Raw genomic sequence first — 14,739 nt, 5'->3', positions numbered from 1 at the left:
AGGGTCGGCGCGGCTGGCTGCACAAGTGTGTTACGGAGTGCTACATTTGTTGAAGCGCCTGTTTTTTGTGCAGTAGCGAGGCGCCTCGCGCTCTGTGCAGCAAGGCATTGCGTCCAGGGCTGCCGTGGCTACGCCTTGACCCACCCATCCCTCCGCTCCCGGCCTTCAGGAGAAAGTTGCCCATGTCACCCGAACGCCAACGACTGGCCCGCATGCTGTTTGACGAGTACATCGCCATGTATGCGTCGCGCGATGCCCGGTTGGTGGACCGCTTCAGCGACAACTTCAGCGGCTTTGCGGGCAGCAGCGACAAGCTCATCAAGTCCCGCAGCGAGTGGGTAGACATCACGCGGCTCGACTTTGCGCAGGTGCCCGGGCATATCGGCATCGAGATGCGAGACATCTTCCCCCAGGAGTTGGGGGCAGACGTGTTGGCCGTGACGGCGTTTTTTCACATCCACCTGCCCAACCCTGATCCGCTGTTTGCCAGTGAGACCGCCCGTTTGGTGCTTGTCTTCCGGCAGGAGGGCGGCGACTGGAAGATTGCGCACAGCAGCATCTCCATCCCCTACGGCCTCGCGCGCGACGGTGAGGTGTACCCCGCCAGCCGCCTGCAGCAGCGCAACCAGGAACTGCAGGCCCTGGTGGACGAGCGCACGCAGGCGCTGGCCCAGGCCAACAACCAGCTGCAACTTCTCAGCAATACCGACGGCCTGACGGGCATTGCCAACCGCCGCCACTTTGACCAGGCCCTGGCCCATGAATGGGCGCGCGCCCAGCGGGCCCATGCCCCGGTGTCGCTGATCATGCTGGACGTGGACGTGTTCAAGCACTTCAACGACCACTACGGCCATCTTGCGGGCGATGCCTGCCTGAAGTCCCTGGCCCTGACGCTGGCGCAGACCGGGGGCCGCCGCGACGGCGACGTGGTGGCGCGGTTTGGCGGCGAGGAGTTTGTGGTGTTGTTGCCAGGTGCCGATGCCCCGGCCGCGCTGGAGGTGGCCCAGCACATCCAGCAGGCCATCCAGGCCCTGGCCCTACCGCACGAGGGCGCCCCCCACGGCATCGTGACGGTGAGCTTTGGTGTGGCCACCATGGCGCCCGAGCGCGAGCAACTGGCCGAAGAACTGGTGCGGCGCGCGGACCGCGCGATGTACCGCGCCAAGCAAGGCGGGCGCAACCGCATCGAGCAGGCGCCGGAGCCCTAGAGCCGAACGGGGCCTGCCGGAGCGCCGTCGCCTTTATCGGGCCGCCAGCTTTGCGACCTCTTCCGCTACCCCCCGCACCGTGAGCGGCGCGCAGCCCTCTGCGTGGTTGCTGATGGTCACGAAGGCGTTCTGCCCCCGACCCGTGGTGCCCGCGATGACGGCAGCCAGCGCTGCCCGGGTTTCCGGTGCCGGGTGGTGCAGGCGGTCGTAGGGCTCGTACAGCCGCTCAGCCTCTTCATAGCCGTAGGGGCCGTGCACGGGGTTCAGGTTCCAGCGACACACCAGCGGGCCGGGCCACAGCGCACGCAACATGGGCAACTGGTCCTGCAGCGGCGGCATCTTGGCATGCAGCCCCAGGCAATAGGTGGCGCCCGCTTCGCGCAGCATGGCCGCAAAGTCCGGCGTCAGCCACTCGGGGTCGCGCACCTCCACGGCAATCACGCCGTCAGGCGCCAGGGGGGCCAACGGGGGCAGGGCCTGCAGCATGGCACGCAGACGATCCAGCAAGGCGGGCATGCGGTCCAGCTGCGCCAGCGGCAGCGGGCTGAGCTGGAACACCAGCGCGCCCAGCTTGTGGCCCAGGCCCTGCAACGCGGGCTCCACACACTCGCTGCGCGCCAGCTCGGGGCTCAAGAACGCCAGGTTGGGCTGGCGGCCCCGTCCGTCTTCGCTGCGCACCAGGGCGTCTGTCACCACGCTGGGCGCCTTCACCACAAACCGGAAATCGTCGGGCACCTGCGATGCGTAGCGTTCGTACTGGCTCACCGTGAGCGGGCGGTAGAGGCTGCGGTCGATGCTCACCGTGCGCATCAGCGGGTGCTGGGCGTACACGGCCAGCCCTTGTTTGGACAACTGCGTGTCGGAATGCTCGCCCTCCCACACCAGGCCTTGCCAGCCGGGGTAGGTCCATGACGATGTGCCCAGGCGCAACCGGGGCGGCAGGGCGGCGGCGAGGGTCGTCAGTGCACCGTCCGGAGCGATGGGCACCACGGTGCCAGACCGGGAGCGCCGTGTGGGGGCATCGGTGCCTGGCACGATGGGCGAAGCGGGTGCCGAGGCTGCAGCTTCTGCCGGCGGCGGCTTGGGCAGTGTGTCGCCAAAAAGATCGTCTTGCATGCGCTGGGGTGGGCCGGCGAAGAGCAGAGCGAGGGGGCCAAGGCGCTACGCGCCGCCAAACAGCCCGCTCTCGTCCAGCAGGTCAAACGCGATCTGGGGTTGGGCGTCCATGCTCTTCTTGATGGCTGCCGGAATGGCCTGCCGCGTCTTGCGGCACAGGCCCGGCTGTTCATGCACCAGGATCGCAATGCCCCGCAGGCTGCGCACCTCGTTCGGGCTTTGGGTGATGGACAGGCGAATGCCCAGTTGTTGCTCCATGCGCTCCTGCATCCTGCGCAGGTCGGCCAAGCTGCCCAGGTTCTCCAGCCGCTCCAGCATCTTCTTTTCTTCGCTGCGCGTGAGCATCAGGATGCGCACATCGCTGCCTGGCGTCTGGAGTAGCGCATCCCGGTCGCACACGCAGGTGCCGGGAGGGCATTCGGTGCGGATGGGGAAGGGGGGAAGGGACATGGAACGGCGTGTGAACAGTCCTTCATTCTATGAAGGGCTGGCGGTGCCCAGCGTGTGGCTGCCCGTAAGCCCATGCAGTCCACCAACAAAAAGGGCTCCCAAAAGGAGCCCTTTTTGCCTGCCCGCCCCTGCGGTTCAGTTAACACTCCCCATGGCAGCAGCACCCGCACCGCGCGAAGTGCCACCACCAAGGGAAGTCCCGCAACTGCTTCAATCCAACTCAAGCAGTTGGTCTGCCAAATTACATGGCGCTGAATTCGCCCGAAGGGATCTGGCCGGTGCGCACAGCTTCAGCAGCCTGGGCACGCACAGCTGCGCGGTCAGCGGTGGACTTGTAGGTCACCACACGGGAGCCAGCGGGTTCCATGCTGTGGGTACGGGCTTCGGTGACAGCCTCGGCAGCCACTTCAGCGCGGGTGCGGTTCGTGTCGAACTTCAGGGCAAATTGCGAGCCATCGGCTTCGTCAGCATGGGCACCAAAAGCGGCGAAAGCGGCAACAGCGGCGACGGAGAGGAAACGGGCGGTCTTGTTCATGATGAAAATCCTTGAAAGTTAAAAAGCGTCTCAAAAAAGCCGGGTCAAAAACCATTCCTGAACCGGGTTCGGTGAGTCGCCTTGCGGGTTCGGCTCATCGATGGGATGAACTGTACGCCGATGGTGTTCAGAGAAAAACCACTCAGTCGCAAACTAACTGTTCCAGTATTGAGAACAATCTTTCCTTTCTCCCGCGCTCTGCGGGGAATCTTTCAGCGCTCGAATTTTTCTGGAAAAAACTGTATATTCATACAGTATCAAACCACAGGAGAAGCAGCGCCATGCAAGTCATCGAATCCACTTACGTCGTCAACCTCCGCGACTACCCCGAGGAGCTTCCAGCCAAGGAGCGCATAGCCGCCGAAACCCGGTACGCCAGAGCCCTGGAAAAGCAGTTGGGCGGCCCCAAACAGGTGGCGGCCGCGCTGGACACCATGCAGAGCCTGGAGGAGTCGCCGCCCGAGGTGGTGTCCCCGGGTGATCTCACCCTGCTCAAGGCCTGGGGCAAGGCCAGCGTGGCGGCCCGGCAGGCCGGGTTCCGGGACTTGGGGGAAGGCGAGGGTGCGTACTTTGAGGTGCGGCTGGTCTGAGAGGCTGAGAGTCCTTTGTCCACGCCCGCTTGGCACGCCCATACGCCCCGGTTCGTCGTTACCAATGCTCGCCATAGCCTGAGCTATGGCTGTGCTTTGCGCCTAGATCCGAGGCGTATGGGCGCGCCAGGCGGGCCCGGCTAAAAAGACTCTCAGCCTCTGAGCCTGAAGGCCCGCAGAACGCAATCGGGCTGACCGAGCCGCCGTGCAGGCGCGTGCGGGTTGTAAGGGCCGGGTCGCCCCCGTGCTTGCGCAACCGCCGTGGGGGCAGATACTGTGTGTACATTGCATTCCCTGCACCTTCAACGCCGGAGACACCACCCCATGACCCTGCCGCTTCACCCCCTGGACCCTGACCTGTTTGCCCGCGCACTGCCGCTGCTGGACGACGAGTGGCTGACCCGCGACCCCGAGCTGGCGCCCGTGCTGCCCACGGTGCTGGCACGCAATGTGGGGCAGGACTGGCACAAGGCGGGCACCTTCCGCCACCACCTGGTGGGCGTGACGCGCACGCTGACGGTGTGGCAGCAGCCGCGCGATGTGCGCCTGCTGGGCCTGCTGCACAGCGTGTATGGCAATGCGTTTGTGGACCTGGTGAAGTTTGACCCCGCCAAGGAGCGCGCACGGGTGCGCGAGATTGCGGGCGAGTCGGCCGAGCACCTGGTCTACCTGTTTTGCACCCAGTCCCGCACGCAGTTTGTGCAAAAGGTGCTGGCCCATGCGCTGGAGGCCGATGGCAGCCTGGTGCTGCAAAAGGACGGGCAGGACCACGTGCTCACGCCCTACGAGGTGGCGGCCTTCATCATCGTGAGCATGGCCGACACCATCGAGCAGTGGTTCAGCTGGCAGGACGACATCTTTTCGCGCTTTCCGGACGTGCAGCACCGCCACCAGAAGGCGCATTGGGCTGCATCGCTCTGGCCCGGGCCCATGCGGCCGTCGGGGCGCATGGTGCACCAGATCAACGGGCTGGCCAAGGCGCTGCAGCACCCGGGCCTGAAGGATGTGCTGCCCATGCCGCCCGTGTTTGCGCATTGCACGCAGCACCTGTCGGCCGCCAACGAGGCGGCGGCCACGTCGCTGTACTGGTCGGTCATCCAGCAAGACCAGCCGCTGGTGGACCTGGACGTGGCCACCGGCGTGCTGGAAAGCGCCGTGCGCCACAACCCCTGGGTGGGCGAGCCGCAGATGGTGCTGGCGCAGCTGTATCTGTCTGCGGGCCGCAATGAAGACGCCAAGGCCGCCGCCGAGAGCGCGCTGCACCTGTTCAGCGCCTGGGGCAATGCGTGGGACAAGCGCGTGCAGTGGGACGCCTGGGTGGCCTGGACGCGCATCTTGCTGCAGGGCGCGACGGTGGACGGCACCTGGCCCGAGCGGCTGGACAAGCTGAACAACGTAGCACTGCGGGGCTGAAGAAGGAGCGTTGAGTGCTTGTTATGCGATTGGGTTGTAATGAAATGAAAACTTAGTTGTTCCTGTTTTATCGGGGAAACCCTAGGATGCGAGCCATCTCTCAACGAAAGGTTTTCCCGTGAACAACAACAAGCGCCTTCTCCTGCAATCCGCTCTGGCCCTGGCTGCCGCAGCCACTTTCTCGTCAGGCGCCATGGCCCAGGACAAGCCCATCAAGGTGGGCGTGACCGGCGGTCCCCACGCGCAGATTTTTGAGCAGGTGAAAAAGGTTGCCGAGAAGGACGGCCTCAAGATCCAGATCGTCGAGTTCAGCGACTACGTGCAGCCCAACGCCGCGCTGGCTGCCGGCGATCTGGACGCCAACAGCTACCAGCACAAGCCGTACCTCGATGCGCAAGTGGCCGACCGTGGCTACAAGCTGGTGTCGGTGGGCTACACCGTCAACTTCCCCATCGGCCTGTATTCCAAGAAGGTCAAGAAGCTCGAAGACCTGAAGGAAGGCGCCAAGTTCGGCATTCCCAACGACCCCACCAACGGCGGCCGCGTGCTGCTGGTGCTCCAGGACAAGGGCCTGATCAAGCTGCGTGATGGCGCGGGCCTCAAGGCCACTCCGCTGGACGTGGTGAGCAACCCCAAGAAGCTCAAGTTCGTCGAACTCGACGCCGCCCAGCTGCCCCGTTCGCTGGACGACCTGGACGCCTCGGCCATCAACACCAACTTTGCGCTGTCGGCAGGCCTGAACCCCGGCAAGGACGCGATTGCACAAGAAAACGCCAAGAGCCCCTACGTCAACCTGATCGCCGTGCGCGAAGCCGACAAGGACAAGCCCTGGGTGGCCAAGCTGGTGAAGGCCTACCACTCTGAAGAGATCAAGAAGTTCATCCAGACCGAGTTCAAGGGTTCGGTGCTGCCAGGCTTCTAAAGCCGCGATGGATCGCTCCATGGCGCCGGGCCGGCAACGGCCAGCAGCGGTGGAGGTTCTCTCTCCTTGCGCGAGCAGGGCAGTACCGGGTTGAGCAGGTACGCCCCGGCCATGGGCTGCAGCCCTCCGACGCTCTCGATCAGGCGGCGGTGTTGCGGCGCCGCAGCGTCGGGGGCTTAACAAAAAAATTCAAGCCGTTTGGCACCCAGCGCCCATCCCATGGGCGCTGGGTGCTATTTTTTTGATAGCTTTTTTCTGTGTCAGTGCCCTGGCAAACCGCAGGGGGAAAAGGTGGGTCGAACTTGCAGCCACAATGGGAGGGTTAACGTTCTGTAGCAACTGCGCCCAGCACACCCCCTCCATCCCAGCACTGACCCATGTCCTTCGCGGAACGAATCCTCACAGCGGTCTGGTTGAGTGCGACCACGCTGTCGTTCCTGGCGTCGTTGTGGGTGCCTTCTCCGGGTGCGCGGCTGTTTCTGGACAACACCTCCTGGACGCTGGCTTTCTGGCTGTCTGCCTTCTGGGCCTGGCGCGGCTGGCGGCAGGCGCCGCCCACCGACCGCGCGCTGCACACCGGCCTGCTGAGCTTTGCTGTGCTGGTGGCGTTGGGGCAGATGGTGTGGAACGTGCAGGTGGCGCTGGACTGGAACCCTTTCCCTGCGCCCGCCGACCTGCTGTTTCTGGCGGGTGGGCCGCTGTGGGCGGCCACTGTCATCCGCGCCACGTTTGCACGCCTGTCGCGCGACCGGGCCTACCCGGCGGCGCTGGACTTTGGTGGCACGGTGCTGGCGCTGCTGGCGTTCACGCTGGTGATCTATTTGCCGTCGGGCGGGGTGGACTCGCTGGCCGTGGGCACTGTGCTGGTGCTGTACCCGGCGGGGTTTCTGGCGGCAGCGGGCGTCACGGCGCTGGCCATTCCTACGGTGGGGGTGCGCATCGAGCGTTCTCACGTGCTGGTGCTGCTGGGCTTGCTGGGCTATGGGCTGAGCTGGATGCAGTGGAACCTCATGGTCATCAGCGGCACGGTGCAGCCGGGCATCTGGTTCAACGCCAGTTTCAGCGTGTCGGCACTGGTGCTGGGCTGGGGCGCACGCTGGCTGCGGTTTGCCATGTCGGCAGATGCGGCCTACCGCCGCCAGTGCGACCAGGCCATGAACTACGTTCCGCTGCTGTCCATGACGCTGGCGGCCGTCACCCTGGTGCTGCTGTTTGTGGCGCCCGATGGGCGGGCGGGCATGCAGGCACTGATCCTGGTGTGCTGTCTGCTGGTGCTGCTGCTGGCCGCGCTGCGGCAGACCATTGTGGTGAGCCTGCTCAACCGCCTGCGCACGGCCGAGGCCGCCGTGCTGCGCAACGAGGAGCAGCTGTACCGCGTGGCGCACTTTGACGCGCTCACCGGCCTGCCCAACCGCCGCTACTTTGAAGACGCGCTGGAGCGCGCCGTGGCCGAGGCGGCACGCGACACGCACAGCACCAACCGCCGCGTGGCGCTGCTGCTGATCGACCTGGACCACTTCAAGAGCGTGAACGAAACCTACGGCCACCGCGTGGGCGATGCGTTGCTCAGCGAGGTGGCTCAGCGCATCACCCAGCTGCTGGCGGGGCAGGGCCTGGTGTCGCGGCTGGCCAATGACCAGTTCACGGTGATGCTGCTGCGCCCCGCGTCGCGCACCGAGCTGGCGCAGCTGGCGGCCTCGCTGGTGGAAGGCCTGGCGCAGCCGTGGGAGCTGTCGGAGGTGGGCGCGCAGTACATGGGCGCCAGCCTGGGCATCAGCCTGTACCCGGACGACTCCGCCAACAGCGTGGAGCTGGTGCGCCACGCGCATTCGGCGCTGCATGCCACCAAAAGTGCGGGGCGCGGCTCGTACCGCTTCTACATCGAGGAGTTCACGCAGATCACGCGCGGACGGCTGGAGCTGCGCCGGCGCCTGCACAACGCGCTGCAGGCGGGCGAGTTCGCGCTGGTCTACCAGCCCCAGCTTAACCAGCAGCGCCAGACCGTGGGCGCCGAGGCGCTGCTGCGCTGGTCGGTGGACGACAAGGCGGTGCCGCCCGACGAGTTCATCCCGCTGGCCGAGGAGAGCGGGCTCATCGTGCCCATCGGGCTGTGGGTGTTCGAGACCGCCTGCCACCAGATGGCGCAGTGGCGTGCCGAGGGCTGGCAGGTGCCCGTGGTGTCGGTCAACGTCTCCACCATCCAGCTGCGCGAGCCGGGCTTCACCCAGACCCTGCTGGGTGTGACTCAGCGTGCCGGGGTCACGCCCGCCAGCCTGGTGCTGGAGATCACGGAGTCGCAGCTGCTGGACGAGTCGCTGTACGCCATCGCGCTGGAGCTGAAGAACGCGGGGTTTGCGCTGTCGATTGACGACTTTGGCACCGGCCACTCGTCGCTCATCAAGCTCAAGCGCCTGCCGGTGAGCGAGCTGAAGATCGACAAGGTGTTTGTGCGCGACATCGTGGTGGACGTGAACGACCGCGAGATCTGTGCCACCGTCAACGCGCTGGCCCGCACGCTGGGCCTGGAGGTGGTGGCCGAGGGCGTGGAGACCGAGGAGCAGCTGCAGTTTTTGATCCGCATGGGCTGCGAGCGCTTTCAAGGCTGGCTGTTTGCCCCGGCCCTGCCGCCCCGGCAGCTGGCTGAGCAATGGTTGCAGCGGCAGGCGTCACACGCAGCGCAGTGACTGCTGGCACGGTGCGGCGTAGGGGCGGCATTGCCCGTGCGCGGCATATCAAAAATGATAGCTGCCCAGGCATTTTCCACTAGCGCATCCGGCCGTTTTGGCTGGATAAAAGCCAAAACCCGGCACGGGGCCGGGTTCTAGGGGGGTTGCAGGGCTTGCGCCTTGCGCGCCGTCGTTGCTGTTGATGCGTTTAGGCGGCCTGCGAGACGCGGCCCTGGTTGGCGGCCACGCTGGTGTGCGTGGAAATCTCCACGTTGGCCGAGGCCAGTGCGGCCGCCTTGGCGTCCGGGCCCATGGCCACGCCTTCGGCGCGCACAAAACGCACATCGGTGATGCCGAAGAAACCGAACACCACCTTCAGGTAGCTCTCCTGGTGCTCCATGGCCTGGCCACCTTCGCTGGTGGAGTACACGCCGCCACGGGTGGAAGCCACGATCACCGTCTTGCCACCAGCCAGGCCCACGGGGCCCTTGTCGGTGTACTTGAAGGTGCGGCCGGCTTGCGCCAGGCGGTCGATCCAGGCCTTGAGCTGGCTGGGGATGGAGAAGTTGTACAGCGGCGCGCCAATCACGATCACGTCGGAGGCCAGGAACTGGCTCACCAGCGCTTCGGACAGGGCGTTTTCATTGCGTTCCACCTCGGTCGCAGCGGCCTGGCCGGTGCGGAAACCGAGCGATTGGGCCGACAGGTGCGAAGGGGCCTGTTGGGCCAAGTCCAGGTATTGCACGGTGGTGCCAGGGTGGGCGGCTTGCCAGGCGGCCACGGTGCGGGCGGTCAGTTGGCGGGACACGGATTGATCACCGGTGATGGCAGAGTCAACGTGAAGCAGTTGCATGAGGGAACTCCTTGGGTTCTGTGGATCGGAGCCACAGCGTGTGGCCATGGAATGAATTGTGGAGATGGATCGATTTGTTGATAAGGTAGTGAACTTGCGATAGATTGTTCTATCCATAGAACGATTGAAGTGTTACGGACCTGTCCATGCAAGACCTCAACGACATGCTGTATTTCGCCGAAGTGGTGGAGCGCGGTGGCTTTGCCGCTGCGGGCCGCGCGCTCGGCATCCCCAAGTCGCGCCTGTCACGCCGGGTGTCCGACCTGGAAACGCAGCTGGGCGTGCGCCTGCTACAGCGCACCACCCGCAAGCTCTCGCTGACCGAAGTGGGCGAAGCCTATTTGCGCCACTGCCAGGCCATGCGCGAGTCGGCCCAGGCGGCGGCCGACACGGTGGCCCAGGTGCAGACCACGCCGCGCGGAACCATCCGCGTGAGCTGCCCGGTGACACTGGCGCAGACCGTGGTGGCCGAGCTGATGCCCCGGTTTCTGGCCCAGTACCCCGAGGTGCGCATCGACATGCTGGTGAGCAACCGTGCGGTGAACCTGGTGGAGGAGGGCATCGACGTAGCGCTGCGCGTGCGCCCCTCGGTGGACGACAGCGGCAGCATGGTCGTCAAGCGACTGGACCACACCACACAGATCCTGGTGGCCAGCCCCGAGCTTCTGATCCGCCAGGGCACCCCCCAAACGCTGGACGACCTGGCCAAGCTCGACAGCATCGCCATGTCGGCGCCCGACGGACGCTCCACCTGGAACCTGATCGGCCCCGGCGGCGTGCACCAGCAGGTGCAGCACACGCCGCGCTATGTGGCGGACGACCTGCTCACGCTCAAATACGCGGCGGTGGCCGGCACGGGGGTGTGCTGGATGCCCGACTACATGTGCCAGGAAGAAATGCGCGAGCGCAAGCTGGTGCGGGTGCTGCCCGACTGGGCGCCCGCGCCCGCCATCGTGCACGCCGTGTTTCCGTCGCGCCGGGGGCTGTCGCCCGCCGTGCGGCGCTTTCTGGACTACCTGGGTGAGGCCATGCCCGGCCGCAGCAGCCTGAGCACGCGGCAGGCCCTGCAAGGGCTCGACGGCGCCAATATCTGAGGCCAGGTTCTGACGCACTGGGCGCAAAGCCTGCGCCTGTGCACGGGTTCGGTGGGCAGAACGCTTTTTGGCGCCACAATGCAACGAATTGCAACTGTGCGGGCTGCGCCCGTCCGTGTGGTCGGCACACGCGGCGGCCCGGGGACTTTTTGTGACCGCTCCACACCCCATCGACCAAGACATCCGGCAGGCCCGCGTGCACCCTGCCGTGCGTGCCATCGTGATCCCGCCGTGCCCCGAATCGCTGCTGCGCCTGCAGCAGATAGTGGCGGCGCCCGAGCTGGACTCGACCGCGCTGGAGCAACTGGCATCTTCCGACGTGGCCCTGGCCGCCGCCGTGATGCGGCTGGCCAACAGCCCACTGTACGGCCTGGCCCAGCCGGTGCAGACCGTGGGCATGGCGCTGACGGTACTGGGGCTGCAACCGGCGGTGGAGCTGCTGTCTGCCTTTATCACGCGCAACGCGCTGCAGGTGCGCTCGCCGTTGCTGGAGCATTTCTGGGAAAGCTCGCAGCGCCGCGCCATCGCGTGCGAGCACATCGGCCACCAGCTCTACAGCCTGGACCCAGGGCTGGGCTACAGCTTCGGGCTGTTCTGCCATGTGGGCATGCCGGTGCTGGTGAAGGCCGTGCGGGGCTATGCGGGCACCGTGACCGAGGCCCTGGCGCGCAAGGACCGCACCTTCACCCAGACCGAGAACGCCAGCCACCGCACTGACCACGCGGTGATGGGCGCCATCGTGGCGCGCACCTGGCACCTGCCGGGCGACGTGGCCCAGGCCATCTGGTTGCACCATGACTTTGCGTGCCTGAACGACGAGCGGTTTGACCCCACGGTGCGCCACCTGGTGGCGCTGGGCCTGCTGGCCGAGTTTCTGGTCAATCAGCACGACGGCCTGGCCCCGACGCGCGAGTGGACCCAGCACGGCCAGGCCTGCATGGACCACCTGCACGTGACGCAGGACGAACTGGACCACTGGATCGACGCGCTGCACCCGGCGTTCGAGGCGGTGCGGTTCTGATGATCCCAACGAGCGGCTGATTCTCCACTGGCACCGAACGGTGCCTCCAGGGCTCCCCATGCGAACATGACGCAGGCCCTGTGTGGCCTGCCGGTGAGCTTTTCAGCGCGCCGCTTCCAGCAACTCCACCAGGCGCGTGTGCCCCCGCTGTGCCGCCAGCTGCGCCGCAGTCAGACCATCGCGATCCACCAGCGTCGGGTTGGCGCGCAGGGCCAGCAGCCGCTGCACGGTGGCGGTGTGGCCGTTCATCGCGGCCAGCATCAGAGCGGTTTTTCCTTCGGGGTCGCGGGCATCCACCGGTGTGCCCTGTTGCACGAGCGCTTCGACCTGTTGGGTCTGGCCTGCGCGCGCGGCCTCCCAGACGGTGCTGGGCAAGGCTGCGCCCAGATTTTTTTTGCATGGCAGGGGCTGCGGCAGCCGCGTGGTGGTCGCGCGTTGCAGCGTCAGCCTGCGCGCTGCGGGCAGCTGGTGCGGCAGCCGGAGCGGGTGCAGCTGGGGTGGCCTCCTGGAGAGCCGGTGCTGCGGGGGCTGCTGCGCGCTCGCGCCTTTCAGCACCGGACTCGGCGCGGGGGGCTCCGGCCGTCGCGGGTGCGGGGGGCGAGGCGGGGAAACCGGAGAGGGTGCCTGCGGTGCGAGGCGCTGCCAGGGCTTCCTGTTCAGTGGCCGAAGGCGATGCGGGCGCCGCCTTGGCCACGGGCTGTGCGGGTGCTGGTGTCTGCGCAGGTGCGGGGGCGGCTACCGTGGAGGGCTTGGAGGGCAAGGCGTCGGCCGATGGGCCGGTGCTGTTCCGCGCCCTTTTCTGCGCGCTATCGGGCTCGCGCGGAGTGGCTGGTGAGGGCTCAGCCGGTGGCTGCGGCGTCGGAGGGGCCGCTGGCGCTGGGGCTGCCGGCGCCTCGGTCCGGCGGTGGCTGAAAGCAGTGTCCCGCTCTTCGGGCGTGCCGCGCTCAAACTGCAGCATCAGCAACCCAGTCAGCCCCACCACGGCCACAGTGGCCAGGGCCGAAATCTTCCAGCGGGCTTGGTTGGCGGCAGGGGTTGCCACTGAGCCTGCTGATGCCGATGCCGCAGCCTTGGCGATCATCTGGGCATGTGCACGCACGGCCTCGCGCACATGCGCGCCGGGGCGGGCGTCTTCCTGCTCGCTGGCTTCGTGGTAGCGCCGGACCAGTTCGTCGTCCTGCCGGGTCATACAAACTCCTTGAGGTGCTGGCGCAGGCTGGCCCGTGCGTAGCGCAGGCGGCTCTTGGCGGTTTCAAAATTCACGCCGGTGGCCTCGGCAATCTCCTGCACGCTCAGGTCGCCTTCGGCTTGCAGCAAAAAGGCCTCGCGCTGTTCCAGCGGCAACTGCTCCACCGCCGCAATCAGCGCAGCCGCCTGCTCGCGCGACTGCAGTTGCCGCACGGGCCCAAAGCCCGAATCAGCCACCAGCGCGTCGGCCAGCGTGCGCGCATCGTCCTCGCTGGCGTCTAGGCTGGTGTGGTGTTTGGTAGTGCGCAGGTGGTCCACCAGCCGGTTATGCGCCAGGGTGAACAACCAGGTGCGAAACTTGGCCTTCACCTCGTAACGGGCGGCATTGCGCGCCACTGCAAACCACACGTCCTGCAGCAGGTCGTCGGCCACCGCCTGCACCTTCACGCTGCGAAACACAAACCGCCACACGGACAGTTCGTGCCGGGCGTACAGCCGGTCGAACGCGGCCATGTCGCCCTTGGCGTAGCGCAGCATCAGCGCTTCGTCGGCGTCGTGGGCATGGTCAAAGGGTGGGGCGGCAGGCACCCGGGCATTATGCGAAACCCTCATGCACGCACGGGCTGGCCCAGGCCTACCTGGGGTCGGGTACGTACGACAGGTTGTCCGACTGCGGAAATGCGCGGGGCACCGGGGGCACGGAGGGTCGGGCGATGGGTTCGCGGATCACGCCGCTGGCGATCAGGTTCTCGCGGCTGTCGTAGCGGATGCTGATGATTTCATTGGGTTGCTCCTGCAGGCGCGTGAAAGTGGTGTGGGTGACGACCGAGGTCTCGCGCTGGCCATGCGCCGTGCCCAGCTTGGCCGATGGCATGGGGGCGGCCTTGGCCACACTGTCAGCAGATGGCGAGCGGGCAGTGGACTCTGCCTCGGCCGATGGGGCTGGGGCCGCAGGCGCACCGGCAGCCCCAGCGGCTGCGGGCGACGCGGGTTCCTCCCGCAGGCGCCCGAGGCCCAGGCCGTTGTCGCGGCGCTGGCTGTAGGGCTCGGGGGTGATGGTGGGGGCCGGCTGGGGCGCCGGTGGCTGTTCGCGGAACAGGGCCACACCAATCACGCCCACGTGCGCCGGGCGGCCCGTACGGGCGGCATACGAGTTGGCAATGTGCGAAAACTCAAAGGCCGCCACCTGGCTGTCGCTCTTGCGCCAGCCGGTGATCTGGTAACGCTCATAGGGCGAGAACACATAGCCGCGCTGGTCCCACGCAGCGGTTTCGCCGCTGAGCACATTCACGCCGTCCACTGACGGCACGGCCAGCACCCGCTCGCCAAGCCGGTTACGCACGGTGATGGCATACCGCGCCCCGGGCCGCCCGGCCACCCAGTATTCGCCCCGGGCGTAGTGCACCGGCAGCGTGGCGCCGGTGTCGCGGTCCACGATGGTGACGTCGGCCAGGCGGCCAATGGCCTGGGCAGGCAGGTGGGCCAGGCCCAGCAGTGCTGTCAGGGCGGCGAGGGCGGGCAGGGGGAGTGAACGGGGTTTCATGGCAGCTCCATCAAAAAAGTGGTGGTGCTGGGTGAAACGAACCGGGCGGCCGAAAGGGGTTAAACCCCGCGAAAAAAAATCCTGGGGTTAGACACTGCATAAATGCGGGTGTTTTTAGATGATTTGGCGATTAAATAACA

Annotated in this window: 14 protein-coding genes; 7 read left to right on the top strand and 7 right to left on the bottom strand. The window is 66.5% G+C overall.

Translation table 11 applies throughout. From position 1 onward, the window contains the following. Positions 1–182: 182 nt before the first annotated feature. Positions 183–1,208 (top strand): diguanylate cyclase domain-containing protein, encoded by a 1,026-nt coding sequence (locus C380_RS13290; protein ID WP_015014373.1) that lies wholly within the window; start codon positions 183–185, stop codon positions 1,206–1,208. A gap of 33 nt (positions 1,209–1,241) precedes the next feature. Here C380_RS13290 and C380_RS13285 read toward each other — a convergent pair whose 3' ends face one another. The 3 genes from C380_RS13285 to C380_RS13275 all read right to left on the bottom strand — a co-directional run bounded on the left by C380_RS13285 (position 1,242) and on the right by C380_RS13275 (position 3,309). Continuing rightward, a complete protein-coding gene (locus tag C380_RS13285; protein ID WP_015014372.1) occupies positions 1,242–2,324 on the bottom strand; it encodes a DUF72 domain-containing protein in 1,083 nt (360 codons plus the stop codon). Positions 2,325–2,369: 45 nt separating this feature from the next. Then, entirely contained in the window at positions 2,370–2,774 is a 405-nt protein-coding gene (locus tag C380_RS13280; protein WP_015014371.1) for a hypothetical protein, read from the bottom strand. Between the two features lie 241 nt (positions 2,775–3,015). Then, complete coding sequence (locus tag C380_RS13275; RefSeq protein ID WP_015014370.1) at positions 3,016–3,309, bottom strand: hypothetical protein; 294 nt, start codon at positions 3,307–3,309, stop codon at positions 3,016–3,018. A 281-nt stretch (positions 3,310–3,590) separates the two neighbouring features. On the opposite strand from C380_RS13275, the gene C380_RS13270 reads away from it, so the two are divergent. The 4 genes from C380_RS13270 (at position 3,591) to C380_RS13255 (ending at position 8,918) form a co-directional block, all read left to right on the top strand. Then, positions 3,591–3,899 carry a hypothetical protein gene (locus C380_RS13270; RefSeq protein WP_015014369.1) on the top strand — a complete coding sequence of 103 codons (309 nt, stop codon included), beginning with the start codon at positions 3,591–3,593 and terminating at the stop codon, positions 3,897–3,899. Between the two features lie 324 nt (positions 3,900–4,223). Beyond that, complete coding sequence (locus C380_RS13265) at positions 4,224–5,312, top strand: DUF6817 domain-containing protein (protein WP_015014368.1); 1,089 nt, start codon at positions 4,224–4,226, stop codon at positions 5,310–5,312. 118 nt (positions 5,313–5,430) lie between these two features. After that, a complete protein-coding gene (locus C380_RS13260) occupies positions 5,431–6,234 on the top strand; it encodes a MetQ/NlpA family ABC transporter substrate-binding protein (protein WP_015014367.1) in 804 nt (267 codons plus the stop codon). Between the two features lie 377 nt (positions 6,235–6,611). Continuing rightward, a complete protein-coding gene (locus C380_RS13255; protein WP_015014366.1) occupies positions 6,612–8,918 on the top strand; it encodes a bifunctional diguanylate cyclase/phosphodiesterase in 2,307 nt (768 codons plus the stop codon). Between the two features lie 190 nt (positions 8,919–9,108). Here C380_RS13255 and C380_RS13250 read toward each other — a convergent pair whose 3' ends face one another. Then, on the bottom strand, positions 9,109–9,753 hold the full coding sequence (locus C380_RS13250; protein ID WP_015014365.1) for an FMN-dependent NADH-azoreductase: 645 nt from the start codon (positions 9,751–9,753) through the stop codon (positions 9,109–9,111). Between the two features lie 146 nt (positions 9,754–9,899). On the opposite strand from C380_RS13250, the gene C380_RS13245 reads away from it, so the two are divergent. Both C380_RS13245 and C380_RS13240 read left to right on the top strand, forming a co-directional pair. Then, positions 9,900–10,847 (top strand): LysR family transcriptional regulator, encoded by a 948-nt coding sequence (locus tag C380_RS13245; protein WP_015014364.1) that lies wholly within the window; start codon positions 9,900–9,902, stop codon positions 10,845–10,847. Positions 10,848–10,998: 151 nt separating this feature from the next. Then, entirely contained in the window at positions 10,999–11,868 is an 870-nt protein-coding gene (locus C380_RS13240; RefSeq protein WP_043566561.1) for an HDOD domain-containing protein, read from the top strand. Between the two features lie 102 nt (positions 11,869–11,970). On the opposite strand, the gene C380_RS25315 is transcribed toward C380_RS13240, so the two are convergent. From C380_RS25315 to C380_RS13225, 3 genes are all read right to left on the bottom strand, one after another. After that, the gene (locus C380_RS25315) at positions 11,971–12,243 is read right to left on the bottom strand and encodes an ankyrin repeat domain-containing protein (RefSeq protein WP_168162366.1); all 273 of its coding nucleotides are present in this window, start codon (positions 12,241–12,243) and stop codon (positions 11,971–11,973) included. Between the two features lie 810 nt (positions 12,244–13,053). Beyond that, entirely contained in the window at positions 13,054–13,668 is a 615-nt protein-coding gene (locus tag C380_RS13230) for an RNA polymerase sigma factor (RefSeq protein ID WP_051022537.1), read from the bottom strand. A 22-nt stretch (positions 13,669–13,690) separates the two neighbouring features. Further along, on the bottom strand, positions 13,691–14,599 hold the full coding sequence (locus C380_RS13225) for a hypothetical protein (RefSeq protein WP_015014360.1): 909 nt from the start codon (positions 14,597–14,599) through the stop codon (positions 13,691–13,693). Positions 14,600–14,739 lie beyond the last annotated feature (140 nt).

This window comes from Acidovorax sp. KKS102 (assembly GCF_000302535.1).
In the GTDB taxonomy this organism is placed as follows: Bacteria; Pseudomonadota; Gammaproteobacteria; order Burkholderiales; family Burkholderiaceae_C; genus Acidovorax.
Note: the sequence above shows the minus strand (reverse complement) of the source record. Positions and strands in the feature narration are given on the sequence as shown.

Coding starts and splice junctions, on each gene's coding strand:
- C380_RS13290 (WP_015014373.1), top strand. CDS start 183: ATGTCACCCGAACGCCAACGACTGGCCCGCATGCTGTTTGACGAGTAC.
- C380_RS13280 (WP_015014371.1), bottom strand. CDS start 2,774: ATGTCCCTTCCCCCCTTCCCCATCCGCACCGAATGCCCTCCCGGCACC.
- C380_RS13250 (WP_015014365.1), bottom strand. CDS start 9,753: ATGCAACTGCTTCACGTTGACTCTGCCATCACCGGTGATCAATCCGTG.
- C380_RS13230 (WP_051022537.1), bottom strand. CDS start 13,668: ATGAGGGTTTCGCATAATGCCCGGGTGCCTGCCGCCCCACCCTTTGAC.
- C380_RS13225 (WP_015014360.1), bottom strand. CDS start 14,599: ATGAAACCCCGTTCACTCCCCCTGCCCGCCCTCGCCGCCCTGACAGCA.
- C380_RS13265 (WP_015014368.1), top strand. CDS start 4,224: ATGACCCTGCCGCTTCACCCCCTGGACCCTGACCTGTTTGCCCGCGCA.
- C380_RS13255 (WP_015014366.1), top strand. CDS start 6,612: ATGTCCTTCGCGGAACGAATCCTCACAGCGGTCTGGTTGAGTGCGACC.
- C380_RS13285 (WP_015014372.1), bottom strand. CDS start 2,324: ATGCAAGACGATCTTTTTGGCGACACACTGCCCAAGCCGCCGCCGGCA.
- C380_RS13245 (WP_015014364.1), top strand. CDS start 9,900: ATGCAAGACCTCAACGACATGCTGTATTTCGCCGAAGTGGTGGAGCGC.
- C380_RS13275 (WP_015014370.1), bottom strand. CDS start 3,309: ATGAACAAGACCGCCCGTTTCCTCTCCGTCGCCGCTGTTGCCGCTTTC.
- C380_RS13270 (WP_015014369.1), top strand. CDS start 3,591: ATGCAAGTCATCGAATCCACTTACGTCGTCAACCTCCGCGACTACCCC.